The organism is Pseudomonas sp. S1_E05 (assembly GCF_056337105.1).
The window spans coordinates 4,390,005-4,415,085 of record NZ_JBFRHM010000001.1 but is presented as its reverse complement, the minus strand read 5'-3'; the positions used below and the strand labels follow the sequence as shown (position 1 = coordinate 4,415,085).

The following is a 25,081-nucleotide window of genomic DNA, read 5'->3' as shown; positions in this document are numbered from 1 at the left end:
GCTGTGTGATAACTGGCCCGAAAAACCCTGTAAACAATTGTGGGAGCGAGCCTGCTCGCGATGACTTCTGCACATTCAACATTGAAGTTGACTGTCAGATAGCTATCGCGAGCAGGCTCGCTCACAGGCTTATTTCCCCAGAACAATCAGAGGATCAGACGAGGATCGAAGTCCCGGTCATTTCCGCCGGTTTTTCCAGGCCCAGCAGTTTGAGCATGGTGGGCGCCACGTCCGCCAGCACGCCACCTTCGCGGACCTTGAGGTCACGCTTGCCGACATAGATGAACGGCACCGGCTCGGTGGTGTGGGCGGTGTGGGCCTGACCAGTGGATTCGTCGGCCATTTGCTCGACGTTACCGTGGTCGGCAGTGATCAACGCTTCGCCGCCGACTTTCTCCAGGGCATCGACGATGCGACCGACGCATTGATCCAGGCACTCGACGGCTTTGACGGCCGCTTCGAACACGCCGCTGTGGCCGACCATGTCACCGTTGGCGTAGTTGACCACGATCACGTCATAACGCTGGTTTTCAATGGCGTCGACGATGCGGTCGGTGACTTCCGGTGCGCTCATTTCAGGCTGCAGGTCGTAGGTGGCGACTTTTGGCGACGGGATCAGGATGCGTTCCTCACCCGGGAACGGTTCTTCGCGCCCGCCGGAGAAGAAGAAGGTGACGTGCGCATACTTCTCGGTTTCGGCAATGCGCAGCTGGGTCTTGCCATTTTTTGCCAGGTAGTCGCCCAGCACGTTATCCAGACTGCCGGCGGCGAAGGCCGATGGCGCGGGAATGCTGGCGGCGTATTGGGTCAGCATGACGAAACCGGCCAGTTTCGGCTGGCGGCTGCGCTCGAATTCCTTGAAATCGTCCTCGACGAACACGCGGGTCAGTTCACGGGCACGGTCGGCGCGGAAGTTCATGAACACCACGGCGTCGCCGTCTTCGACCTTCACCGGTTCTCCGATGGAGGTGGCTTTGACGAATTCGTCGCTCTCGCCTCGTTCGTAGGCCGCCTTCAGGCCGTCCTGGGCGGTGGCAGCGTGGTATTCGCCTTTACCGTCGACAATCAGGTTGTAGGCCTGGGCCACGCGATCCCAACGGTTGTCACGGTCCATGGCGAAGTAACGACCGATGATGCTGGCGATGCGGCCCTTGCCGAGGGCCTGGAACGTCGCGTCGAGCAGTTCGATGGACGACTCGGCGCTTTTAGGCGGAGTGTCGCGACCATCGAGGAAGGCGTGCAGATAGATTTTCTCGGCGCCACGCTTGAACGCCAGTTCGGCCATGGCCACCAGGTGATCCTGATGGCTGTGCACACCGCCGTCGGACAGCAGGCCCATGAAGTGCACAGCCTTGCCGGCAGCTACGGCCTTGTCCACGGCGGCGCAGATGGTCGGGTTCTCGAAGAACTCGCCGTCGCGGATCGATTTGGTCACGCGAGTGAAGTCCTGGTACACCACGCGGCCAGCGCCGAGGTTCATGTGGCCGACTTCGGAGTTGCCCATCTGGCCGTCCGGCAGGCCGACATCCATGCCGCTGCCCGAGATCAGGCCGTTCGGTACCGTGGCCCACAGGCGGTCCAGTACAGGTTTCTTCGCCGCCAACACGGCGTTGGACTCTGGGCTGTCGCTGTGACCGAAGCCGTCGAGAATGATCAGGACCAAAGGTTTAGGCGTGGTAGTCATGGATTCGACTCGTGGCTGAATAAAAGAGGGCGATGCAAAGGAGTCGCAGTTTAAATCGAAGTTCCGGCCGCGTCACCGCCGGACGGGGTTTGGCCCACCATAGTGGCTGTGTATACTGGCCGACATTTTAACGCCCTGGAACCTCCTTCGATGGTTGCTCACCTGATTGAATTTGCCACTAACCACTTCCTGCTCGTCGGTCTTTTCGTCATCCTGCTGGCAGCGCTGATCGCTTATCAGATGCAAGGCGGCGGCCGCAGCCTGAGCACCGCTGAATTGACCGGCCTGGTCAACAAGGACGCCGGCGTCGTCATCGACATCCGTGCCGCCAAGGACTACGCCGCCGGTCACATCGTTGGCGCGCTGAACATTCCCCACGACAAGCTGACCGCACGCATTGGCGAACTGGAAAAGCACAAGGCCAAGACCATCATCCTGGTCGACGCCATGGGCCAGACCGCAGGCACCCATGCCCGCGAGTTGATGAAGTCCGGTTTCACCGCCGCCAAGCTGTCCGGCGGCATCTCCAGCTGGAAAGGCGACAACCTGCCGCTGGTGAAGTGACATGAGCAACGTCGTCGTCTACTCCAGCGATTACTGCCCTTACTGCTCGCGAGCCAAGTACCTGCTCGAGAATAAAGGCGTGGCCTTCGAAGAGATCAAGGTCGATGGCAAGCCACAGGTGCGCGCCGCCATGGCCCAGAAGGCCGGACGTACTTCCGTGCCGCAAATCTGGATAGGCGAGCGACACGTGGGTGGCTGCGATGATTTGTTTGCTCTTGAGCGCGCCGGCAAGCTCGACGCGCTGCTCAAGGCCTGAGTGTTTCCCCTACTAGACCCCGAGATCAGAAAGGATCTGAGATGACTGACCAACAGAACACTGCAGCTGCCGAAGACGATAGCGCACCGCAATTCTCCCTGCAGCGCATCTACGTACGCGACTTGTCCTTCGAAGCCCCGAAAAGCCCGGCGATCTTCCGCCAGCAATGGGAGCCGAGCGTCGGTCTGGATCTGAACACCCGTCAAAAGGCACTGGAAGCCGACTTCCACGAAGTCGTGCTGACCCTGTCCGTGACCGTGAAAAACGGTGACGAAGTGGCGTTCATCGCTGAAGTACAACAGGCCGGGATCTTCCTGATCAAGAACCTGGACGACGCTTCGATGAGCCACACCCTGGGCGCGTTCTGCCCGAACATCCTGTTCCCGTACGCGCGCGAAACCCTGGACAGCCTGGTGACCCGCGGTTCGTTCCCGGCGCTGATGCTGGCCCCGGTGAACTTCGACGCGCTGTATGCCCAGGAACTGCAACGCATGCAGGCGGCTGGCGAGACTCCGACCGTTCAGTAAGCGGCGCTGCTAAAAATCGCGGGCAAGCCCGCTCCCACAGGGATTTTTGGTGTTCACTCAATTTGTGACTCACTTTGTCCACTGTGGGAGCGGGCTTGCCCGCGATTGTTTCTATCAGGCAAGAGTGATTCTGGGCTTACTTGAAGTTGTTCTGCCGCCAGGCTTCATAAACCGCTACGGCCACCGTGTTCGACAGGTTCAGGCTACGGCAGCCCTCGCGCATCGGCAGGCGCAGGCGTTGTTCGCCCGGCAGGGCGTCGAGCACCTCAGCTGGCAAGCCACGGCTCTCCGGACCGAACAGGAATGCGTCGCCCGCAGCGAAGCTGGCGTCGTGAAACGGTCGCGAACCCTTGGTGGTGAAGGCGAACAAGCGCGGATGCCCCAGGCTTTCCAGGCAACTGGCCAGGTCAGCATGGCGTTGCAGAGTGGCATACTCGTGGTAGTCGAGACCGGCCCTGCGCAGGCGCTTATCATCCATCTCGAAGCCCAGCGGTTCGATCAAATGCAGGTGGCAGCCACTGTTGGCGCACAGCCTGATAACGTTGCCGGTATTCGGCGGAATTTCTGGTTGGAAAAGGATGACGTGAAACATGCACGGCTCCGCAAATAAAGATGACGGGCATTCTACGCCGCAAGCAGACCAGCGTTCGAAACTATTCCCGCGGGTGATGGGCTCGCTGGCGATTTTCGGGTTGATGGTGGGCTTGATGATCGGTCGCCTGACCACGCCCGAACCCAGCGAACTGCAAACGGTCGAGCTGACGAGCGACGGGCTGGTGGTGTGGTTCAACAACGAGCCCAAGACCCATGGCGAGTTCGTGGACGGCAGCCTGGCGTTGTTGTTCGATGCGCAGGGGCGGACGCAAAAAGGCCAGCTCAAGCTCAATGAAAAGAGTGTGAACTGGCGACTGATGTTGAGTAAGGAAGGCTTGTTGCTATCGGTGGTGGCGGCCCGACCGTTACAGGGCGAATGGTCCGGTAGCGAGGTCGATGACCGCTGGCGAGTGGAGATCCATCTCCGTGAGCAATAAAAGAGGGAATCCCCGGCCTGCCTGTACCAAGGTCCCCAAAACGGCAGGGCTCGCGCTTTGCATCGTGAGCCCGGTGTAAAGAAGGAACCCCTGACCTGCCTGTATCAAGGGCCCCAAAAGGGTTGGGCTCGTCGCGATGGCGGTGTGAGCCCGATGTAAAGAGGGGAATCCCCGGCCTGCCTGTACCAAGGTCCCCGAAACCGGGTAGTGAATCTAATCACTGAATGGACTATTGCAGGGGACGTGCCAGTTTTTAACGGGCTGAAATACAAAGTCTGTCTGAAGCGCTGAAAGCCCCGTAATTCGGGGCTTTCACGTTTTTGTGCGGTGGGAATTTCTTTGTTTGATCGCGGGCTTTGCTTCAGGGAGGCATGCTCGATTGCAGGTCAGGATGCTTTGCGGTGGTGCATGCGGCCCCCAAAAGCATCGCGGGCAAGCCCGCTCCTACAGGGCTAGCGGTGAACCTGTAGGAGCGGGCTTGCCCGCGATTGGATCTAATTGACAATAAAGAGCTTGGGGCTATTTAGCCCTCATCCCCCTCATCATCATCCCCACCATCGACCTTCATCCCCAACTCCTTGATCTTGCGCGTCAGGGTGTTGCGTCCCCAGCCCAGCAACACCGCCGCATCACGACGACGCCCAGCGGTGTGCTTGAGTGCGGTCTCGATCATGATTCGCTCGAAGGCCGGTACGGCGCTGTCGAGCAGGCTCGATTGACCGCGAGCCAGGGCCTGATCGGCCCACTGGCGCAGCGCCTGCTCCCAATTGGTCACTGGCGCTGAATCCTGCGGCAAGCTCAACAGTTCTGGCGGCAGGTCGCTGATGTGTACCTCGCGACCGGAAGCCATGACCGTGATCCAGCGGCAGGTGTTCTCCAGTTGACGAACGTTGCCGCCCCACGGCAGGTTTTTAAGGTATTCCTCGGTTTCGCTTTTCAGCAGCTTCGGCTCGACGGCCAGCTCCTGTGCGGCGCGGCTGAGGAAATGCTTGGCGAGGGTTGGAATGTCTTCGCGACGGTCCGACAGCCGTGGGATATGGATGCGGATGACGTTGAGACGGTGGAACAAGTCTTCGCGGAATTTCCCGGCGTGTACCAGGGTCTCCAGATTCTGGTGGGTGGCGGCAATGATGCGCACATCCACTTTCACCGGCACATGACCACCGACGCGGTAGAACTCGCCGTCCGCCAGTACCCGCAGCAAACGGGTCTGGGTGTCGGCTGGCATGTCACCGATTTCGTCGAGGAACAGCGTGCCGCCGTCAGCTTGTTCAAAGCGACCGCGACGCAGGTTGGCCGCGCCGGTGAACGCGCCCTTTTCATGGCCGAACAGCTCGGACTCCATCAAGTCCTTCGGGATGGCGGCCATGTTCAACGCGATGAACGGGGATGCCGCGCGCGGGCTGTGTCGGTGCAGGGCGTGGGCCACCAGCTCTTTACCGGTACCGGATTCGCCATTGATCAGCACCGTGATGTTGGAGTGGCTCAAGCGCCCGATGGCGCGAAACACTTCCTGCATGGCCGGCGCTTCACCGATGATTTCCGGGGTGCGGGTCAGGGTTGGAACCACTTCCAGGCCTTGCTGCTCTTGGGCGTGTTGGTTCGCGCGCTTGACCAACGACACGGCTTCGTCGACGTCGAACGGCTTGGGCAGGTACTCGAAGGCGCCGCCCTGATAGGAAGCGACAGCGCTGTCCAGGTCGGAGTGCGCGGTCATGATGATCACCGGCAGCCGCGGGTGTTGTTCGCGAATTCGCGCCAACAGGTCCAGGCCACTGGCGCCGGGCATGCGGATGTCGGAAATGATCACGTCCGGCTGCTGGCGCGCCAGGCGGCTCATTACGCCATCGGCGCTGTCGAAGCTTTGCGTGTTCATGCCTTCCTGTTGCAGGGCTTTTTCCAGGACCCAGCGGATAGAACGGTCGTCATCGACGATCCACACGGTTTCACTACGGCTCATGTCGATGTGGCTCCTTGTTCCAGTGGCAGAAAGATCGAGAACGTGGTGTGGCCTGGATGGCTGTCACATTCGATCAGTCCCTGGTGCTGGCTGATGATGTTCTGGGTAATGGCCAGGCCGAGTCCGGTACCGTCCGGACGACCGCTGACCATGGGAAAGAAAATGGTTTCCTGGAGTTCCGCAGGAATGCCCGGTCCGTTGTCGGTGATCTCGATCTTGGTCACCAGGCGATGGCGCACATGGCCAATGGTGAACTGGCGCATGGCGCGAGTGCGCAGGGTAATGCGGCCCAGGCGCAGCTCGTTCTGGCCGCTGATGGCCTGCATGGCATTGCGCACGATGTTCAATACGGCCTGGATCATCTGTTCGCGGTCGATCAAGACGTCCGGAATACTTGGATCGTAGTCGCGCACCAGCGTGATGCAGCCTTGGCTTTCTGCCTCGACCAGTTGGCTGACGCGCTCCAGCACTTCGTGAATGTTGCACATGGCCAGCGACGGCAGCTTGTTGGAACCGAGCATGCGGTCGACCAGGTTGCGCAGGCGGTCGGCTTCTTCAATGATGACGTTGGTGTAGTCGCGCAGGCTTTCTTCCGGGAGCTCCCGGGCCAGCAGTTGCGCGGCGCCACGAATACCGCCCAGGGGATTCTTGATTTCATGGGCAAGGCCGCGCACCAGCATCTTGCTGGTTTCCTGCTTGGACAGTTGCGCTTCTTCCTTGGTGATCCGCAACAAGCGGTCGCGGGGATGAACTTCCAGCAGCAACAGGGTGGCGCCGTTGGCCAGGATGGGCGTCACCGCGTAGTCGACGGTCAGGGTCTGGCCAGTGAGGGCGGTGAGCATCGCTTCGCGCTTGGTAAACGGGTGGGCTTGTTCGACTGCCTGGCGCAGGGAGTTCAGCGCTTCGGCGGATTCGGTGAACAGTTCGCTGATGAACTGTCCATGGCTCCGCTGGCCGCTGATCGCCAGCAGCATCTCCGCCGCAGGGTTCATGTACTCGAGGCGTAATTGGTCGTCGAGCAGAATGGTTGCCGTGGTCAAGTTGTCGAGTAGCAATCGATGCAGTGCGTCGCTAATGGTCATCAGGACCTCTTTTGGAGCAGGGCGCGCGCGTGAATAAGCGCTGATTACCGAGAAAATGCAAAAACCAAACCAAGGCTCCGAAAAGAAGCGTTAAAGGCCTGAAACGTGCGTTTGACGCTCAATGTTGTGGCGTTATGCCAGCTTTAGCGGGTATTTTCGAACCAAAATGGGCTGACATCCGGGCACCGTGCATGCATTTGCACCATTGTAGTGCGCGAACCTGAACGGCGTCAGAAGAAGCGAAGGAAGGGATTTTTTTCCTGTTCCGGTTTGTCCTTCAGGGGGCATTCCGGTCGCTGGCCGTAGTCGGTGAGCGTGCAGGGCTGGACTTTGCGTTTCTGCGCAAGGGAGATGCGCTGCATGTGAAAGGGTTGATTGGGGGTTCGCTCCACCGTGCGACCCTGCGCATCGAGGATCTCGATGGACAGTTGATGGCTGCCGCGGTCGATGTTGTTCAGGGCGAACACCGGACTTTGGCCGGGTTCGGCGGTGGGTTGTCCATCGAGGAACAAGCGGTAGCGGTGACCCGGTTGCAGGCCGGGTTCATGGGTGATGCTGACGATCAGCTCACCGGTACTGCTGCGAATCGTGGCATCGGGCTCCGGCACCAGTACCCTTAGCATGTCATAGCGCAATGGTGGCTTTGCGGCGGCTTTTGCACTGGGCTTCACCGGCGCCGCGCCGGTCGGATTGGCGGACATGCGGTTGCTCGTTGCCAGAGGCACACGCTTGGCGTTTCCAGCACCGGGTTGATCGGTGAAGACTCGATTGCCCTGGGCATCGATGTAAGTGAACACCTCGGCTGATGCCGGCAGCGCGATCAAGCAGGCTATCAGTAGCCACGCATTCACGACGTGTGCACCCGCTGCAGGGTGAAGGTCACGCTGGGGCTCTGCTGGATGACTTTCTCGCCGTCGATCACCTGAACGGCCAGGCTGTGGGTGCCGCGATCGATGTTGACCAGTTGCAGGATCGGCACGTTACTCGGTTGGCCATAGGGCTGATCGTCCAGCAACAGCCTGAATAAGTGTGCGCCTTGCAGCTTGGGCTTGATCAGCACATTGACGGTGAAGGTGCCATTGTTGGCGCGCAGGGCTTCGGTGGTCGGCAGATGGGTCAGCTCCAGCACCTCGTACGTACTGAGCGGTCGTTCGCTGCTCGACGCCTCGGCTGATGGCGCGACTGGCGCCTGGCGCTCGACGCGATTGAGGGGCGGCAGTTCGACCGGCTGTACCTTCACGCCATCGGGCGGTTGATTGCTGTAGGCGGTGTTGCCGGCAGCATCGGTGTACTTGTAGATCTGCGCTGCGGCGGGCAGGGCGATCAACAGCAGGATGCAAAAGAAACCACGACCCATGAGCTCGACCAGAAATGAAAGCATTGGGTTGCAGCATAGGTCAGGGTGGGTGGTTATCTCAAACCGTTAACACTGTGAAGTGATTTCCCGAATCACACGCAGATAAAAACTGTGGGAGCGGGCTTGCCCGCGATGGCGTCGGAAAATCCAGCGTCTTCTGTGTCAGGCAGGTCGCAATCGCGGGCAAGCCCGCTCCCACAGGGTTCTCCATGTGCCATTGAATAGCGGGCAAAAAAAAGGCCTCCCGAAGGAGGCCTCTCTTTTTTCGTCACGCCGCTTGCGCAGGCGCTACCGGATCAGCAGCTGTAGTACAGCTCGTATTCCAGTGGGTGTACGAAGGTGCGAACCTTGATTTCTTCTTCGCTTTTCAGGGCGATGTAGGCGTCGATGAAGTCGTCGGAGAACACGCCGCCTTTGGTCAGGAACGCGCGACCTTTATCCAGCTCTTCAAGGGCTTCTTTCAGGCTGCCGCAAACTTGTGGGATCTCTTTGGCCTCTTCAGGCGGCAGGTCGTACAGGTTTTTGTCAGCTGCGTCGCCAGGGTGGATCTTGTTCTGGATGCCGTCCAGGCCAGCCATCAGCAGTGCAGCGAACGCCAGGTACGGGTTGGCTGCCGGATCCGGGAAGCGTGCTTCGATACGGCGGGCTTTCGGGCTCGACACGTAAGGAATACGGATCGAAGCGGAACGGTTGCGAGCCGAGTAGGCCAGCATGACCGGAGCTTCGAAACCTGGAACCAGACGCTTGTAGGAGTTGGTAGCCGGGTTGGTGAAGCCGTTCAGGGCCTTACCGTGCTTGATGATACCGCCGATGAAGTACAGGGCGGTGTCGGACAGACCGGCATAACCTTCACCTGCGAAGGTGTTCTTGCCTTCTTTCCAGATGGACATGTGTACGTGCATGCCCGAACCGTTGTCGCCGTACAGAGGCTTCGGCATGAAGGTGGCGGTGCGACCGTAAGCGTCGGCAACGTTGTGCACGACATACTTCAGGGTCTGGGTTTCGTCGGCTTTCTTCACCAGGGTGTTGAACTTGACGCCGATTTCGTTCTGGCCGGCAGTCGCCACTTCGTGGTGGTGAACTTCGACGGTCAGGCCCATTTCTTCCAGCGCGTTGCACATGGAAGTACGGATTTCGTGGTCGTGGTCGAACGGTGGAACCGGGAAGTAGCCGCCTTTGATGCCAGGACGGTGACCCTTGTTGCCGCCTTCGATGTCCTGGTCGGACATCCACGAACCTTGCTCGGAGTAGATCTTGAACATCGAGCCGGAGATGTCGGACTTGAACTTCACCTGGTCGAAGATGAAGAACTCTGGCTCCGGACCTGCGAACGCGGTGTCACCGATACCGGTAGACTTCAGGTACTCTTCGGCGCGCTTGGCGATCGCACGTGGGTCGCGGTCGTAGCCTTGCATGCTCGAAGGTTCGATGATGTCGCAGACCAGGATCAGGGTCGGCTCTTCGGTGAACGGGTCCAGGACGGCGGTTTCATCATCCGGCATCAGGATCATGTCGGAAGCTTCGATGCCTTTCCAGCCGGAGATGGAGGAGCCGTCGAACATCTTGCCGACTTCGAAGAAGTCTTCATCCAGCGCATCGCGTGCTGGCATGGTCACGTGGTGCTGGGTGCCTTTGGTGTCCGTGAAGCGCAGATCAATCCACTTGACGTCATGATCTTTAATGAGTTGAACCGACTTCGACATACTGTCCTCCGGGGTGGCTTAGGGCGGGTAGTGGATGCCCATAATGTTTGTGATGCCGGCGCGAATACTCTGCCAAGGCAACCTGCCTCACAAGGGAGCAAATTGCATGCCAGTGCCCCAGCATGGGTTTTTTGCCCCAAATTCACGCTTATAAAGGCTTCAAGCCGCCAAGCCGGGAAAATATCGCCCTACAATGTGGCGCTTTCAATCGAAAACGACCTGTTTTGGTGCGCGCAAAACCTTCTGCACATTAACTGGTTAAACCTTGAGCAATTTCCGCTATAATCCGCGCCCCCCTTTTTCGGCTGGCCCTGCGCGCGCTGTTTTCATGAAACTAATCGTAAAAGTCTTTCCCGAGATCACCATCAAGAGCCGACCTGTCCGGACGCGTTTCATCCGTCAGTTGGCCAAAAACATCCGTGCCGTGCTCCGTGACCTGGACCCGGCTGTGGTGGTGAACGGCGTGTGGGACAACCTCGAGCTGGACACCCGCGTAGAAGACCCAAAGGCCCTGAAAGAGATGGGCGAGCGCCTGAGCTGCATGCCGGGCATCGCGCACTTCCTGCAGATTGACGAATATCCACTGGGCGATTTCGACGACATCGTCGAAAAGTGCAAGCAGCACTACGGTGATGCACTGGCCGGGAAAATCTTCTCGGTGCGCTGCAAGCGCGCCGGCAAGCACCCGTTCAGCTCGATCGATATCGAAAAATATGTCGGCAGCCAGTTGCGCCGTCAGTGCGGTGCCGCCGGCATCGACCTGAAAAAGCCGGAAATCGAAGTCCGTATCGAAGTTCGCGACCAACGGTTGTTTGTCATCCACAGCCAGCACACTGGCATCGGTGGTTATCCGCTGGGTGCGCTGGAGCAGACGTTGGTGCTGATGTCCGGCGGTTTCGACTCCACGGTTGCGGCCTACCAGATCATGCGTCGTGGGCTGATGGCCCACTTCTGCTTCTTTAACCTGGGCGGTCGTGCCCACGAATTGGGCGTCATGGAAGTCGCGCATTTCATCTGGAAGAAGTACGGCAGCTCGCAACGCGTGTTATTTGTCAGTGTGCCGTTCGAGGAAGTGTTGGGCGAAATTCTCGGCAAAGTCGATAACAGTCATATGGGCGTAGTATTGAAGCGTATGATGTTGCGCGCTTCCTCGCAGATTGCTGATCGACTGCATATCGACGCCCTGGTCACCGGCGAGGCGATCTCCCAGGTGTCGAGCCAGACGTTGCCGAACCTGTCCGTGATCGACTGTGTCACCGAAAAGCTGGTGCTGCGCCCGCTGATCGCCAGCCACAAGCAGGACATCATCGATACCGCCAACGAAATCGGCACCGCTGATTTCGCCAAGCACATGCCGGAGTACTGCGGGGTCATTTCGGTCAATCCGAAGACGGCTGCCAAGCGCCACCGCGTAGAGCACGAAGAGAAAGAGTTCGACATGGCCGTGCTTGAGCGCGCCCTTGAGAACGCCAAGCTGGTCCCGATCGATCGTGTGATCGATGAACTGGGCCAGGACGTACAAATTGAAGAAGTCAGCGACGCGCTGGCCGGTCAGATCGTGATCGACATCCGCCATCCGGATGCCGCCGAGGATGACCCGCTGCAACTGGCTGGCATCGAGGTACAAACGATGCCGTTTTATGCTCTGAACGCTCGTTTCAAGGAACTGGACCCTACTCGCCAGTACCTGTTGTATTGCGACAAAGGCGTGATGAGTCGCCTGCATGCCCACCATTTGCTCAGTGAGGGGCATGCCAATGTGCGCGTTTATCGACCGAGCTAAGTGCCCGGGGCTGTTTGCCTGTGGCTTGCGTCACCGGCCCCCCGACGCCACCGTAAAGCTGTAAAGGCTTTCACGGACGCTACTGTTAATCGCTGCCAAGACTTGTCAGCACACCGAATCCTCTGATCGAGATACACAAGTGATCGAAAATCTACGCAACATCGCCATCATTGCCCACGTTGACCATGGTAAAACCACCCTGGTAGACAAACTCCTGCGTCAATCCGGCACCCTGGAGCGCAACGAGCTCAACGACGAGCGCGTGATGGACTCCAACGACCAGGAAAAAGAGCGCGGTATTACCATTCTGGCGAAAAACACCGCCATCAACTGGAACGGCTACCACATCAACATCGTGGACACCCCGGGCCACGCCGACTTCGGCGGCGAAGTAGAGCGCGTAATGTCGATGGTCGACTCCGTTCTGCTGCTGGTTGACGCTCAAGACGGCCCTATGCCGCAAACCCGTTTCGTCACCAAGAAAGCGTTCGAAGCTGGCCTCAAGCCAATCGTCGTGATCAACAAGGTTGACCGTCCGGGCGCGCGTCCTGACTGGGTTCTGGACCAGATCTTCGACCTGTTCGACAACCTGGGTGCTACCGACGAACAACTGGACTTCCAGGTTGTTTACGCCTCGGCCCTGAACGGCATCGCCGGTCTGGATCACACCGCCATGGCCGAAGACATGACCCCGCTGTACCAAGCGGTCGTCGACCACGTTCCTGCGCCGAAAGTTGACCGTGACGGTCCTTTCCAGATGCAAATCTCGGCACTGGACTACAACAGCTTCCTGGGTGTTATCGGTGTTGGCCGTATCGCTCGTGGTCGCGTCAAGCCGAACACTCCGGTTGTCGCTATCGACGCCGACGGCAAGCGCCGCAACGGTCGTATCCTGAAGCTGATGGGTCACCACGGTCTGCACCGCATCGACGTTGAAGAAGCTGCGGCCGGCGACATCGTCTGCATCAGCGGTTTCGACGAGCTGTTCATCTCCGACACCCTGTGCCACCCGGACACCGTCGAGGCGATGAAGCCTCTGACCGTCGACGAGCCAACCGTTTCCATGACCTTCCAGGTAAACGACTCGCCTTTCTGCGGTAAAGAAGGCAAGTTCGTGACCTCCCGTAACATCAAGGATCGTCTGGACAAAGAGCTGCTGTACAACGTTGCACTGCGCGTTGAAGAAGGCGACTCGGCTGACAAGTTCAAGGTTTCCGGCCGTGGTGAGCTGCACCTCTCGGTACTGATCGAAACCATGCGTCGCGAAGGCTTCGAACTGGCCCTGGGCCGTCCGGAAGTGATCATTCGTGAAGTTGACGGCGTCAAGCAGGAACCGTTCGAAAACGTCACCATCGACATCCCTGAAGAATCCCAGGGCAAGGTGATGGAAGAGATGGGTCTGCGTAAAGGCGACCTGAGCAACATGGTGCCGGATGGCAAAGGCCGTGTGCGTCTGGAATACAACATCCCTGCTCGTGGTCTGATCGGTTTCCGTAACCAGTTCCTGACCCTGACCAACGGTGCTGGCATCCTGACCTCGATCTTCGATCGTTACGCTCCAGTGAAGTCCGGCCACATGTCCGGTCGTCAGAACGGCGTACTGGTTTCGGTTGAAACCGGCAAGGCACTGACCTACTCCCTGGAAACCCTGCAGGCTCGTGGCAAGCTGTTCGTAGAACACGGCCAGGAGATCTACAACGGTCAAATCGTTGGTCAGAACAGCCGTGACAACGACCTGGGCGTCAACCCTACCAAGGGCAAGAAGCTCGACAACATGCGTGCTTCGGGTAAAGACGAAACCATCGCTCTGGTACCACCTGTTCGCTTCACCCTGGAACAGGCTCTGGAATACATCCAGGAAGACGAGCTGTGTGAAGTCACTCCTAAGTCCATCCGTCTTCGCAAGAAGATCCTGGACGAAAGCGAGCGTACCCGCGCTGCCAAGAAAGCCAAGGCTAACTAAGCCCGGCTGAATAAAAACGCCCCCGGTCGAAAGGCCGGGGGCGTTTTTGTTTGTCTGGGGTTTGTATTGTCTGTGCCGGCCCATCGCGAGCGGGCTCGCACACCTCTCAGCGGTGTACACAAAACCTGTGGGAGCGGGCTTGCTCGCGATGGGTTGGGGCAGACGCCGCAAAAAGTCAGCAGTCAGGCATCAAACCACCGAAACGCCAAATAGGCCTCTGCTATCTGGCGCAACAAAACCTTGTCCGCCTTGGTGGCAATCCCATCGCCATCCACATCGCCATTGGTAAAGGAGTCCAGCTCGCCGTCATTGTCTTCGTCGTACGCCGCAGCAGGCCGGATGCGAATGGCAGTGTCGGGCGTACCGTCGTCTTCGCTGAATTGAAGCCTGACAACATCGGGAGAGCCGTCCTGGTGGTCAGTGGCAGCGATCTTCAGATACCGCTCCCAGTTGTCACCCTCGTTGAACCAGTTGAGCCTCAGGAAGACCTCGGCAAACCGAGTCAGCAGCAATTGATCCTGAAAATCCTGCTTGCCGTCGCCGTCGATGTCACCGGCGAAGCCGAACTCGATCAGGCCGTCGGCGGACATGTCCAGAGCGAAGGCTTCGTGAACCTGATTGGCCGGGCCGTTGTGAAAGTGCAGGAGCACGGCATCAGCCTTGCCATTGCCGCTACGATCCTGGGCGGTTGCCTTTAAATAACGCATGAGCATCTTCTCAAGAGAAATGATGCTCCACACTAATGATTGCGCGGGGGTTTGTTCTGTCGGGCGGGAGTTTGCGGCGTATAGGAAATGGCGACGCGGACCCATGGCCAAGTTACCCTGGCCATGTCGGAGCAATCGGCAGATCAGAACCGCTCGATGCTGCGCGAACCCCGCTCACGCTCCACTTCCTTGGGCTTGTACGCGCAATACCCCGGCCGCGGGCCGATTTTGGGGTGGTTGCGGCAGGTGTCCGGGCGCTTGTCATAAATGGTGCACAGGCGGCTCTTACGATCCAGGTAGTAGCAATCGTTGTTGCTCATGCGTTGCAGCGTGAAGATGCCCGATTTCTGATTGAAGCGCTCCACCAGCCCTTCCTTTTGCAGGCGCTTGGCGATGTTCTTCGGTGGGTCGCCCAACTCGAATTCGTCGACGATGCCAATGCGGATCAGGTCCTTGATCTTGACCTCCACCGGTAAAGTGCAGCAGCTGGACATGCACGAGCCGCACATCGGGGCGGTGTACTTGGCCCAGGTATCGAGGCGATCGATCTCGGCGGCGGCGATCAGGTTGGGCTTCATCATCGGTTGTTACCAGGCATGTGCATCAGGGCGCGCGATCATACCGGGACTGGTGGATTTTTGAACAACCTTTCGCCAGATTTTTCTGTGCTGCCCCATCAACGGTGTTATCCGGCACGGCCCCTGCATTCATTCAGGTACATGACAAAGTAATGCCGAGCTATCTCACGCTTCCTGGAAAAAACTGCCGAACCAGAGCCTCTGCCGTCTGTCAGACCGTCTAGGCTCAACAATTCCCGCTCGCTCGAGGTCCTATCGATGACTCAAGAACCACTTGTTCGCGAAGCAGAGGTGGCCGCATTTCGCGACGCCGTCTTGACCAAGCTCACTTATGCGGTGGGCAAAGACCCGGATCACGCCTTCGACCACGACTGGTTCGAAGCCATTGCGCTGGCGGCGCGCGATCACATGGTCGAGCACTGGATGGACCACACCCGGCAGATCTACCGCAAAGGTCAGAAGCGGGTTTACTACCTCTCCCTGGAATTTCTCATCGGCCGGCTGCTCTACGACAGCCTGAGCAATCTCGGCCTGCTGGATGTCGCCCGCGAGGCCCTGACCGAACTGGGTGTCGACCTGGAGCGTATCCGCCTGCTGGAGCCCGACGCCGCATTGGGCAACGGCGGCCTTGGTCGCCTGGCGGCGTGCTTCATGGAAAGCATGTCGAGCCTGGGCATTGCCGGCCACGGCTACGGCATTCGTTACGAGCACGGTTTGTTCCGCCAGGCGATCGTCGATGGCTGGCAGCAGGAGCAGACCGAGCACTGGCTGGATTTCGGCAACCCCTGGGAGTTCGAGCGTCCAGAGGTGGTGTACCCGATTGGTTTCGGCGGCAGCGTCGAAACCGTCACTGATGAAACAGGCAAGTCCAAGCAAGTCTGGTCGCCGGGCGAGACTGTGCGCGCCATTGCCTACGACACCCCGGTGGTCGGCTGGCGTGGGGCGAGCGTTAACACCCTGCGCTTGTGGCGGGCCCGGGCCGTCGAAGACCTGCATCTGGAGCGCTTCAATGCTGGCGACCATCTGGGTGCGGTCGCTGAAGTAGCGCGTGCGGAAAGCATTTCCCGTGTGCTCTACCCGGCGGACAGCACTGAAGCTGGCCAGGAGCTGCGCCTGCGCCAGGAGTATTTCTTCGTTGCCGCTTCCCTGCAGGATCTGCTGCGGCGTCATCGCAACATGCACACCTCGGTGCTGACCCTGGGCGATCATGCGTCGATCCAGCTCAACGACACGCACCCCTCGATTGCCGTGGCCGAGCTGATGCGTCAGTTGGTGGATGTCTATGATGTCGCCTGGGATGCTGCATGGCAGGTGACCGTCGACACGCTTTCCTACACCAACCACACACTTCTTCCGGAAGCACTGGAAACCTGGCCGGTCGGCCTGATGGAGCGCATGCTGCCACGGCACATGCAGATCATTTACCTGATCAACGCCCAGCACATCGACTCGCTGCGTGCCAAGGGCATCCATGATTTCGACGTGTTGCGCGCGGTGTCGCTGATCGAGGAAGACAACGGTCGGCGCGTTCGCATGGGCAACCTTGCGTTTCTCGGCTCCCACAGCGTCAACGGGGTGTCCGGTCTGCACACGCAGTTGATGCGCAAAACCGTGTTTTCCGAGCTGCATAAACTCTATCCGACGCGGATCAACAACAAGACCAACGGCATCACCTTCCGCCGCTGGCTCTATCAGGCCAACTCGGAACTGACGTCGATGCTGGTCGATGCGCTTGGCGCGGACCTGCTCGATCACCCGGAAGAACGCTTGCAGGACCTGGAGCCGTTCGCCGAGAAGTCGGCATTTCGCAAGGCTTTCGCCGAACAGCGCCTGCACAGCAAAAAAGCCCTGGCGTACCTTATTCACGAGCGGTTAGGGGTAGCAATCAATCCGGCGGCGATGTTCGACGTGCAGGTCAAACGCATTCACGAATACAAACGTCAGTTGCTCAATCTGTTGCACACCGTCGCGCTGTATCAGGCCATTCGCGCCGAGCCGGAAGTCGACTGGGTGCCCCGAGTGAAGATCTTTGCTGGCAAGGCAGCGGCCAGTTATCACCAGGCCAAACTGATTATCAAACTGACCAACGACATCGCCCGGGTGGTCAACAACGACCCAACCGTGCGCGGCTTGCTCAAGGTGGTATTCCTGCCCAACTACAACGTCAGCCTGGCAGAAAGCATCATTCCGGCGGCGGATTTGTCGGAGCAGATTTCCACCGCCGGTTTCGAAGCGTCCGGGACCAGCAACATGAAATTTGGCCTCAACGGCGCGCTGACCATCGGCACGCTGGACGGTGCCAACGTGGAGATGTGCGAGCGCATCGGTGCCGAGCATATGTTCATCTTCGGCCTCAGCGCGCAGCAAGTGGAGGCGCGCAAGCAGAATCACGAGTTCAACGCCACGCCGGATATTGCCGCGTCCCATCGCTTGGGTGATGTGCTGCAAGCGATTCGCGGCGGTGTGTTCTCGCCGGATGATCCGTCGCGTTATACCGGGTTGATTGATTCGTTGATTGAGCATGACCGCTTCCTGGTCTGCGCGGACTTCGATGCCTACTGGGATGCGCAAATGCGTGTTGAAGCCCATTGGCATGACACCAATGCCTGGTGGCGTTCGGCAGTGTTGAACACCGCGCGGATGGGCTGGTTCTCTTCCGATCGGACCATTCGCGAGTACGCCACGGACATTTGGAAAGCCCTGGAGTAACTTTGAGCAATAATTGCGAGGCAGGCCCGGTGGTCAACGGGCCTGATCGATATACTAGGCAGCGGTTAAACCGGGCGGCAGGCTAGACTCTGGCCAATGCCACTTCGCCCGGATTCGCCCCACATCGGGGCTGCTTAGGGATATCGACCATGCAATGGATGTTCATGTTGATTGGGCTTGTGCTGGGCTGGATGCTCGACGAGTCGTTCAGTGACGCGCTATTGGGCGCGCTGTTCGGGTTGGGAATTGGCCAGGCCATTCGTATCGCCCGTCTGGGCTCGCAAGCCGCTGAACAGCGCGTGCTGTTGGAGCAGGCGCAGGCAGCGTTGAATGCGGTTCAACAACGTCTGGCGGTGCTGGAAACCACGGGTGTCGAAGTGCCGCAGCCAGCGGTTGATCAACCCTTGGCCAGGGAGTCGAATTTTTCCCTTGAGCTCTCGCTTGAAGAAGCATCCGTCGCGACACCTGAATTGGTGTGGGAGCTTCCGCCTGAGCCTGAGCCTGAGCCCCTATCACAACCTCGTCAGCCACTGTCCGACGATGCCTGGACAGCCGAGCCACCCGTGCGCGAGCCTGTCGCTGACCGTGGTCCGAACGTCATCGAGCGTGCCCTTGCCGGTGCGCGTAATTGGTTGCTGGGCGGTAATACAGTGCTGCGCGTTGGCGTGGTTCTGTTGTTTTTCGGCCTGGCGTTTCTGTTGCGTTACGCCACTGAAGGCATGGTGGTGCCGCTTGAGCTGCGTTACGCCGGGGTAGCGGCCGCCGCATTGGCCTTGCTCGGGCTGGGTTGGTGGCTGCGCCAACGCAATCGCAACTATGCGTTGATGCTGCAAGGCACCGGGATTGGCGTGTTGTACCTGACGGTGTTTGCCGCGATGCGCCTGCACCCGTTGCTGGACCCCACCGCAGCGCTCGGCCTGCTGGTGGCGGTGACGGTGTTCTCGGCTATTTTGGCCATCACCCAGGATTCCCTGGCGCTGGCCTGCGCCGCTGCACTGGGCGGTTTCGCCGCGCCGATCCTCACGTCCACCGGCGCTGGCAGCCATGTCGCGCTGTTCAGTTATTTCGCCCTGCTCAACGCCGGCATCCTTGGCATTGCCTGGTTCAAGGCGTGGCGCCCCCTCAACGTGATCGGCTTTGTCGGCACCTTTGGCATCGGCTTCACCTGGGGCCTGCGGTCCTATACACCGGAACTGTTGTGGAGCACCGAACCGTTCCTGATCCTGTTTTTCCTCATGTACCTGGCCATCGGCCTGTTGTTCGCGCGGCGCAAGTTACGGGAAATGGGCGACGCACCGGAAGACGATAACCGCGAGGCGCTGCTGCATTGGTCGGCGCGCAGAGGCGACTATGTCGACGGCACGCTGCTGTTTGGTCCACCGCTGGTGGGCTTCGGCTTACAGTTCGCATTGGTGCAGCATCTGCCTTTCGCCGCCGCATTCAGCGCTTTGGCGCTCGGCGTTGTGTACATGGCGTTGACGCGGGCGTTGTTCAGCGGGCGCACGATGCTGTTGGGGGAAACCTGCCTCGCGCTGGGCGTGATTTTCACCAGCCTGGCGATTCCGCTGGGGCTCGATGCGCGCTGGACGACCGCCGCCTGGGCCGTTGAAGGTGCGGGTATCTTCTGGCTCGGCCTGCGGCAGAAACGGTCATTGGCCCGCGCCTTCGCGTTGCTGCTGCAAGTGGGCCCGGCGCTGGCGTTCGTCGGCGAACTACGGGCCGGCGACTTCAGCCTGGTTTCAGGTGCACCGCTGGGCGCGTTGCTGCTCGGCGTGGCCTTGTTGTTCAGCTTCTACCAGTTGCGCAAGGCCCCGCCAGATGTTGCCTCGTCCTGGGAGCGTCGGGCACTGCCGGTGTTGGCATGTCTGGGGCTGGCCTTTCTCTATCTGCTGGCGCCTTTGTTCTTTCTCGTATACGGCACCGCGATCGCCTGGGCGCTGGCCGGTACGGCGACGATATTTATGGGGCTGCATCTGCAATCTCGCACCTTCGCGCTCAGCGGGTTTGCCGTGCAGTTGCTGGGTGGTGGGTTGTTCCTGGTGGCTGGCTCGGACTTTCTCGCATCGCTGTCCAGCGAAGGCGTGCGGCCGTTGACGCATTACCGATTCTGGACGCCTTTGGTGTTGGGTCTGGCAGGTTTACTCGGGGCCTGGCGCTTGCAGCAAGACCGTCCGGTTGCGCTCTTGAACCAGCGTCTGTCCGATGGGCTGCTGGTCTGGGGCGCGACTTGGTGGGCGCTGGCATGGGGCAGCGAAGTACTCCGGTTCGCCTCATTCGAGGCCCAAACCGTCTTGTTGCTGACGGTGGCGGCGTTGAGCGCAGCCCTGTGGACGGTGTTGGCGGTGCGCCTGAAATGGCCGGCGCTGGGTTTGCTCTGCACGGCGCTGATACCGACGGCAGGATGGGTGTTGCTCGCCGCGTGGCACTCGCGTTATCACCCGGCAGCCAACTTCGGCTGGCTGGCCTGGGCGGCGGTGTTCGTCGTGCACTTGATCTCGTTGCGCCGATTGGCGCCGATGCTCTCGGTGCGGGTCTTGAGCGTTGCCCACGTGCTCGGTTGCTGGTTGTTGATCGGCGTGCTGGCGCTGGAATTGCGTTTCGGTCTGTTGCTGCTTTCCGAGCAGTACAACGCCTGGCGCTGGCTGGGTTGGGCGATTCTGCCGAGCCTGTACCTGGTGTTGATGGCCAGTCCCCGCAACTGGCCTTGGCCGGTGGCTGCATATCCGCGTGAGTACAGGCTTTATGCGGCGGCGCCGCTGGCATTGCTGATGCTCGGTTGGTTCTGGCTGGCGAACTGCTTCAGCAGCGGCGCTGCCGATCCGTTGCCCTACGTGCCGTTGCTCAATCCTCTGGAGTTGGGTCTGCTGTTTTCGTTGTTCGGCATTTATGTGTGGGCCCGCAGTGCGGCGACGCAATGTGCTCTGAACAAGGACGTTATTGATCGCGCCACGCAACTGACCGTTGGCATCTTGCTGTTCGCGTTTTTCACCGCACTGGTGAACCGCACCGCGCACCATTGGGGTGGCGTCCCGTTCGAGCTGGATTCGCTGCTTGCGTCGATGCAGGTACAGGCTGGCCTGTCGATCATCTGGACCCTGATGGCCCTGAGCCTGATGATCGGCGGCCACCTGCGCCGACGTCGCGAGGTCTGGTTGATTGGTGCGGCGTTGATCGGCGTGGTGGTCGCGAAACTTTTCTTTGTCGAATTGAGCAACCGTGGCGGGCTTGCCCGGATCGTCTCGTTCATCGGCGTCGGTGTATTGCTGTTGGTCGTGGGCTATTTCGCCCCGTTGCCGCCCAAACGTGCCGAGGCTGCGCCGGACCCTGAAAAACCTGCCCCGCAAACCGAAGGAGTGTCGTCTTGAGTCAGAAGTTGAACCGGGTCTGGTCAGGCGCTTTTGCCATGGGGCTCGCTTTTTCGGTCAACGCGCTGGAACAGCCGTCGGACTTTGCCACGCAGTTACCCTTGACGCTGAGCGGCGAGGGCCCGTGGTATCGCCTCGAATTGCCTCTGGCCGTGCAACTGAGCGCGCGGCAGACCGACCTGAGCGACGTGCGGGTGTTCAACGCGAACGGCGAGCCACAGGCCTATGCGCTGGCGCGGGAAAACGCCCAGGCAGGGGAAACCCGTCTCTTGACCGACGTGAAGTGGTTTCCGTTGTACAACGATGCGGACGACAACGAGCGCGCGCCGAGTGTGCGGGTGCAATCGAATGCCAATGGCGCGTTGGTCGAGGTGCAGCCATCGAGTCAGTTGGAAGCCGGTGAAGAAGTGCTGCGCGGCTGGCTGCTCGATGCCAGTGCGATCAAGGCGCCGTTGCAGCAGTTGATCCTTGACTGGACCAGCGAGCGCGACGGTTTCCAGCGTTTCAGCATTGAAGCCAGCGACGACCTGCAGCATTGGCAGTCCTGGGGTGAGGGGCAGGTGGCGCGGCTGACGTTTGCTGACGAGCGGGTCGAGCAGCATGAAGTGGGTTTGCCGGGTCAATCGGCGCGTTACCTGCGCCTGTTGTGGAGCACGCCGAGTTCGGCACCCACGCTGACCTCGGCGCAATTGCAAAGCGCAACCTCGCGCAGCCTGTCGTTGCCGTTGATGTGGTCGCAGTCCTTGGCGGGCACCCGCGAGAAGGCCGGCGAATACACTTGGCAATTGCCGGTGGGCGTGAATGTCGAACGCTTGCAGGTCGAGCTGGACCAGCCGAACAGCTTGGCGCCGGCGACCCTGGCCGGACGGCTGGACAGTCGGCGGCCATGGCAGCCGCTTGGCGGTGGCTTGCTCTATCGCCTGACGCAGAACGGCCAGGAGGTGGTGCAGAACGAATTGCAGTTGCCGGGGCGAACCGTACAGCAGTTGAAATTGACGGTGGACGAGCGGGGCGGTGGCCTCGGTGAACAGGCGCCGAACGTGAAATTTGCCGTACGCGCCACGCAACTGGTGTTCCTCGCCCGTGGTGCCGGGCCTTATACCCTGGCGGTGGGTCACGCGACGGCGAAGACGGCGAACCTGCCGTTGACCACGCTGATTCCCGATTACAGTGCGGCGAAGTGGGCAGCGCTGGGGCGGGCGACGGTGGATGCCGAGGTGGTGAGCACACCCGCCTCAACGGCTGTGGGCGCGGCGACCTCGGACACCGATTGGAAGAAATTCGGTTTGTGGGCGGTGTTGCTGCTCAGCGTGTTGTTCCTCGGGGCGATGGCGTTCAGTTTGTTGCGCAAGCCTCCGGCCAGTTCTTAAAGTCGGTGCTGCGCACCGATCGCGGGCAAGCCCGCTCCTACAGCGATGAGGGCATATCGGCCAGTGAAAATGCCGGATTCGAACTACGCTAAACCCCGCGCATGAACTCTATTGGGCGTATCACGTCTGATAGGAGGAAATGCGCCTCGACTCGCGCTAAACTGCGCGGGTTTTTAGCCCCCCCATTCTCCGGAGCCGTCCATGTCCCGCGTTACCCTGAGTCGCTATTTGATTGAGCAGACCCGCAGCAACAACACTCCTGCCGATCTGCGCTTCCTGATCGAAGTGGTGGCGCGTGCCTGCAAGGAGATCAGCCACGCCGTGTCCAAAGGCGCCCTGGGTGGTGTTCTAGGTAGCATGGGCACTGAAAACGTCCAAGGCGAAGTGCAGAAAAAACTCGATGTGATCTCCAACGAGATCCTGCTCGAAGCCAACGAATGGGGCGGTCACCTGGCCGGCATGGCGTCCGAAGAAATGGACAATGCCTACCAGATCCCTGGCAAATACCCGAAAGGCGCCTACCTGCTGGTGTTCGACCCGCTGGACGGTTCGTCGAACATCGACATCAACGCTCCGGTCGGCACCATCTTCTCGGTTTTGCGTTGCCCGAGCGAATACCTGAGCCAAAACGAAGCCTTGAATGAAAAGGCCTTCTTGCAGCCAGGCACCCAGCAGGTCGCTGCCGGCTACGCAATCTATGGTCCGCAGACCATGCTGGTGCTGACCCTGGGCGATGGCGTGAAGGGCTTCACCCTGGACCGTGAAATGGGCAGCTTCGTCCTGACCCACGAAAACATCACCATTCCTGAGTCCACCCAGGAATTTGCCATCAACATGTCCAACCAGCGTCACTGGGAAGCCCCCGTGCAACGCTACGTCGACGAGTTGCTGGCGGGCGAAGAAGGTCCTTTGAAGAAAAACTACAACATGCGCTGGGTGGCCGCGATGGTGGCGGACGTGCACCGCATCCTGACCCGTGGTGGCCTGTTCATGTACCCACGTGACAGCCGTGAGCCATCCAAACCCGGCAAACTGCGCCTGATGTACGAAGCCAACCCGATGTCTTTCCTGGTCGAGCAGGCCGGTGGTGCATCCACCAACGGCCACCAGCGCATCCTCGACATCCAGCCGGAAGGCCTGCACCAGCGTTGCGCGGTGTTCCTGGGCTCGAAAGAAGAAGTGGCCCGCGCCACGGCCTACCACAAGGAATAACCCATGACCGCGCCCTGGCAGCCCTTGCTCGAATGGTGGTTCGGGACATCCGAATCAGCAAAGGAAGTGGCGGCGCAGAAGGGCGGGTTGTGGTTCGGCAAGCGCGACAGCCAGGACCTCGAGGCGCGTGAGCGTTTCGGGGAACGGGTGGAGCAGGCACTGGCCGGCGGATTGACTGAATGGGCGCAACGCCCTGAAGGTTGGCTGGCCCTGGTGCTGTTGCTCGATCAATTGCCGCGCATGCTGTTTCGCGAGACCCCCAAAGCCTTTTCCGGTGACAGCAGAGCCCAGGCTCTGGTGGCGCAAGGTATCGCTGCGGATTTAGACCGGCAATTGCTGCCGATCCAGCGGGTGTTCATCTACCTGGTATTGGAACACTGCGAACACCTGGCGGTGCAGAACGAGTGCATTTCGCGTTACATCGACCTGATGGAGCAACAGCCGGAAAGTGATCGAGCGTTGTTTGCCGACTACCTGGGCTATGCCGAGAAGCATCAGAAGGTGATCGCGCAGTTTGGGCGGTTTCCTCATCGCAATGAGGTGCTGGGACGCGAATCTACGGCTGAGGAGTTGCTGTTTTTAAATAAGCCAGGTTCGCGCTTTTAAGGTTCTTCAGCTTCACGCATTCCCTTGAACAAGCCGTTTCAGCAACAATGCAAGCAGGCTTTTTCGGGTATCGACAATGATGTGAACGAAGACTGTCTGTCCGCGAACCTCATAAATCACTCGATTCATTCCAACAAGAATTTGTCGGTACTGACTGAGATTGAGCTTGTCGATTTCTTCGGGGGTCGACCCTGCATAGGGTTGTTCTCCCAGGTTGCGAATAGCGGTCTTCAGGTTGGCAAAAGTGTTCTGCCAAGTCTGATTCGAGAACTGTCGGGTGAGGTAGGTACGAAGCTCTTTGAGGTCTGTTTCGGCTGACTGAAGAATGACGACCTTTAAACTCATTGATTGTCAGCCCTGTCGAGGTCAGTGAAGACATCCTCGGCATCACGGAAGTTGCCTTGCTCTATCTCCCGATTACCCATCGCCAGGAGTTTGAGCAGTGCCATCGTTTCTTCTTGCTCCTCAAAGCTTTTTACATCCATGACCACCAGTTTCGCTTCACCGTTTTGGGTGATTACCATAGGCTCGCGGCTCTCCGTGATTGTTTTGACTATCTCGGCAGCATGGCTTTTAAGGTAGCTGATCGGCTTGATTTGGGATGAGAGTTTCATGAAATGAAGT

Annotated in this window: 22 protein-coding genes; 11 read left to right on the top strand and 11 right to left on the bottom strand. The window is 59.6% G+C overall.

Annotated elements, in window-relative coordinates; translation table 11 throughout:
- Positions 1-154: 154 nt before the first annotated feature.
- The gene (gpmI, locus tag AB4N33_RS20255; RefSeq protein WP_476458105.1) at positions 155-1,684 is read right to left on the bottom strand and encodes a 2,3-bisphosphoglycerate-independent phosphoglycerate mutase; all 1,530 of its coding nucleotides are present in this window, start codon (positions 1,682-1,684) and stop codon (positions 155-157) included.
- Positions 1,685-1,834: 150 nt separating this feature from the next.
- Between gpmI and AB4N33_RS20250 the strand changes: the two genes are divergently transcribed.
- The 3 genes from AB4N33_RS20250 to secB are packed head-to-tail and all read left to right on the top strand — an operon-like array spanning position 1,835 to position 3,031.
- Positions 1,835-2,248 (top strand): rhodanese-like domain-containing protein, encoded by a 414-nt coding sequence (locus AB4N33_RS20250; RefSeq protein ID WP_460118936.1) that lies wholly within the window; start codon positions 1,835-1,837, stop codon positions 2,246-2,248.
- Position 2,249: 1 nt separating this feature from the next.
- Entirely contained in the window at positions 2,250-2,504 is a 255-nt protein-coding gene (gene grxC / locus AB4N33_RS20245) for a glutaredoxin 3 (RefSeq protein ID WP_192307535.1), read from the top strand.
- A 41-nt stretch (positions 2,505-2,545) separates the two neighbouring features.
- Positions 2,546-3,031: a protein-export chaperone SecB gene (gene secB / locus AB4N33_RS20240; protein WP_460118934.1), complete on the top strand. Its 486-nt coding sequence runs from the start codon at positions 2,546-2,548 to the stop codon at positions 3,029-3,031.
- A 136-nt stretch (positions 3,032-3,167) separates the two neighbouring features.
- Here secB and trmL read toward each other — a convergent pair whose 3' ends face one another.
- Positions 3,168-3,623, bottom strand: a complete 456-nt coding sequence (trmL, locus tag AB4N33_RS20235; RefSeq protein ID WP_476458104.1) for a tRNA (uridine(34)/cytosine(34)/5-carboxymethylaminomethyluridine(34)-2'-O)-methyltransferase TrmL — start codon at positions 3,621-3,623, stop codon at positions 3,168-3,170.
- Between trmL and AB4N33_RS20230 the strand changes: the two genes are divergently transcribed.
- On the top strand, positions 3,622-4,062 hold the full coding sequence (locus tag AB4N33_RS20230; protein ID WP_476458103.1) for a hypothetical protein: 441 nt from the start codon (positions 3,622-3,624) through the stop codon (positions 4,060-4,062). The genes trmL and AB4N33_RS20230 overlap by 2 nt on opposite strands.
- 523 nt (positions 4,063-4,585) lie before the next feature.
- Here the strand turns inward: AB4N33_RS20230 and ntrC are convergent.
- From ntrC to glnA, 5 genes are all read right to left on the bottom strand, one after another.
- Complete coding sequence (ntrC, locus tag AB4N33_RS20225; RefSeq protein WP_460118927.1) at positions 4,586-6,022, bottom strand: nitrogen regulation protein NR(I); 1,437 nt, start codon at positions 6,020-6,022, stop codon at positions 4,586-4,588.
- On the bottom strand, positions 6,019-7,104 hold the full coding sequence (gene glnL, locus AB4N33_RS20220) for a nitrogen regulation protein NR(II) (RefSeq protein WP_460118926.1): 1,086 nt from the start codon (positions 7,102-7,104) through the stop codon (positions 6,019-6,021). The genes ntrC and glnL overlap by 4 nt, the downstream gene beginning before the upstream one ends.
- Positions 7,105-7,334: 230 nt before the next feature.
- Positions 7,335-7,955 carry a DUF4124 domain-containing protein gene (locus AB4N33_RS20215; RefSeq protein WP_476458102.1) on the bottom strand — a complete coding sequence of 207 codons (621 nt, stop codon included), beginning with the start codon at positions 7,953-7,955 and terminating at the stop codon, positions 7,335-7,337.
- On the bottom strand, positions 7,952-8,461 hold the full coding sequence (locus AB4N33_RS20210) for a DUF4124 domain-containing protein (protein ID WP_476458101.1): 510 nt from the start codon (positions 8,459-8,461) through the stop codon (positions 7,952-7,954). Before AB4N33_RS20210 ends, AB4N33_RS20215 begins: the two co-directional genes overlap by 4 nt.
- Positions 8,462-8,757: 296 nt before the next feature.
- On the bottom strand, positions 8,758-10,164 hold the full coding sequence (gene glnA / locus AB4N33_RS20205) for a type I glutamate--ammonia ligase (protein ID WP_460118922.1): 1,407 nt from the start codon (positions 10,162-10,164) through the stop codon (positions 8,758-8,760).
- Positions 10,165-10,492: 328 nt separating this feature from the next.
- Between glnA and thiI the strand changes: the two genes are divergently transcribed.
- Entirely contained in the window at positions 10,493-11,947 is a 1,455-nt protein-coding gene (thiI, locus tag AB4N33_RS20200) for a tRNA uracil 4-sulfurtransferase ThiI (RefSeq protein WP_460140469.1), read from the top strand.
- Between the two features lie 139 nt (positions 11,948-12,086).
- Positions 12,087-13,910: a translational GTPase TypA gene (gene typA, locus AB4N33_RS20195; RefSeq protein ID WP_460140468.1), complete on the top strand. Its 1,824-nt coding sequence runs from the start codon at positions 12,087-12,089 to the stop codon at positions 13,908-13,910.
- Between the two features lie 182 nt (positions 13,911-14,092).
- On the opposite strand, the gene AB4N33_RS20190 is transcribed toward typA, so the two are convergent.
- A complete protein-coding gene (locus AB4N33_RS20190) occupies positions 14,093-14,722 on the bottom strand; it encodes a hypothetical protein (protein WP_476458100.1) in 630 nt (209 codons plus the stop codon).
- Positions 14,723-14,760: 38 nt separating this feature from the next.
- Entirely contained in the window at positions 14,761-15,198 is a 438-nt protein-coding gene (locus AB4N33_RS20185) for a YkgJ family cysteine cluster protein (protein WP_460118914.1), read from the bottom strand.
- A gap of 255 nt (positions 15,199-15,453) precedes the next feature.
- Between AB4N33_RS20185 and AB4N33_RS20180 the strand changes: the two genes are divergently transcribed.
- The 5 genes from AB4N33_RS20180 to AB4N33_RS20160 all read left to right on the top strand — a co-directional run bounded on the left by AB4N33_RS20180 (position 15,454) and on the right by AB4N33_RS20160 (position 24,457).
- A complete protein-coding gene (locus AB4N33_RS20180; RefSeq protein ID WP_460140466.1) occupies positions 15,454-17,904 on the top strand; it encodes a glycogen/starch/alpha-glucan phosphorylase in 2,451 nt (816 codons plus the stop codon).
- A 149-nt stretch (positions 17,905-18,053) separates the two neighbouring features.
- The gene (locus tag AB4N33_RS20175; protein ID WP_476458099.1) at positions 18,054-21,269 is read left to right on the top strand and encodes a DUF2339 domain-containing protein; all 3,216 of its coding nucleotides are present in this window, start codon (positions 18,054-18,056) and stop codon (positions 21,267-21,269) included.
- Positions 21,266-22,639 (top strand): DUF3999 domain-containing protein, encoded by a 1,374-nt coding sequence (locus AB4N33_RS20170; RefSeq protein WP_476458098.1) that lies wholly within the window; start codon positions 21,266-21,268, stop codon positions 22,637-22,639. The genes AB4N33_RS20175 and AB4N33_RS20170 overlap by 4 nt, the downstream gene beginning before the upstream one ends.
- A 201-nt stretch (positions 22,640-22,840) precedes the next feature.
- A complete protein-coding gene (locus AB4N33_RS20165; protein WP_460118909.1) occupies positions 22,841-23,851 on the top strand; it encodes a class 1 fructose-bisphosphatase in 1,011 nt (336 codons plus the stop codon).
- 3 nt (positions 23,852-23,854) lie between these two features.
- On the top strand, positions 23,855-24,457 hold the full coding sequence (locus AB4N33_RS20160; RefSeq protein WP_460118907.1) for a DUF924 family protein: 603 nt from the start codon (positions 23,855-23,857) through the stop codon (positions 24,455-24,457).
- A 12-nt stretch (positions 24,458-24,469) separates the two neighbouring features.
- Here AB4N33_RS20160 and AB4N33_RS20155 read toward each other — a convergent pair whose 3' ends face one another.
- Together AB4N33_RS20155 and AB4N33_RS20150 are read right to left on the bottom strand one after the other, a co-directional pair.
- Positions 24,470-24,802 (bottom strand): type II toxin-antitoxin system RelE/ParE family toxin, encoded by a 333-nt coding sequence (locus AB4N33_RS20155; protein ID WP_460118905.1) that lies wholly within the window; start codon positions 24,800-24,802, stop codon positions 24,470-24,472.
- Complete coding sequence (locus tag AB4N33_RS20150; protein ID WP_460118903.1) at positions 24,799-25,071, bottom strand: type II toxin-antitoxin system Phd/YefM family antitoxin; 273 nt, start codon at positions 25,069-25,071, stop codon at positions 24,799-24,801. Before AB4N33_RS20150 ends, AB4N33_RS20155 begins: the two co-directional genes overlap by 4 nt.
- Between the last annotated feature and the right edge of the window lie 10 nt (positions 25,072-25,081).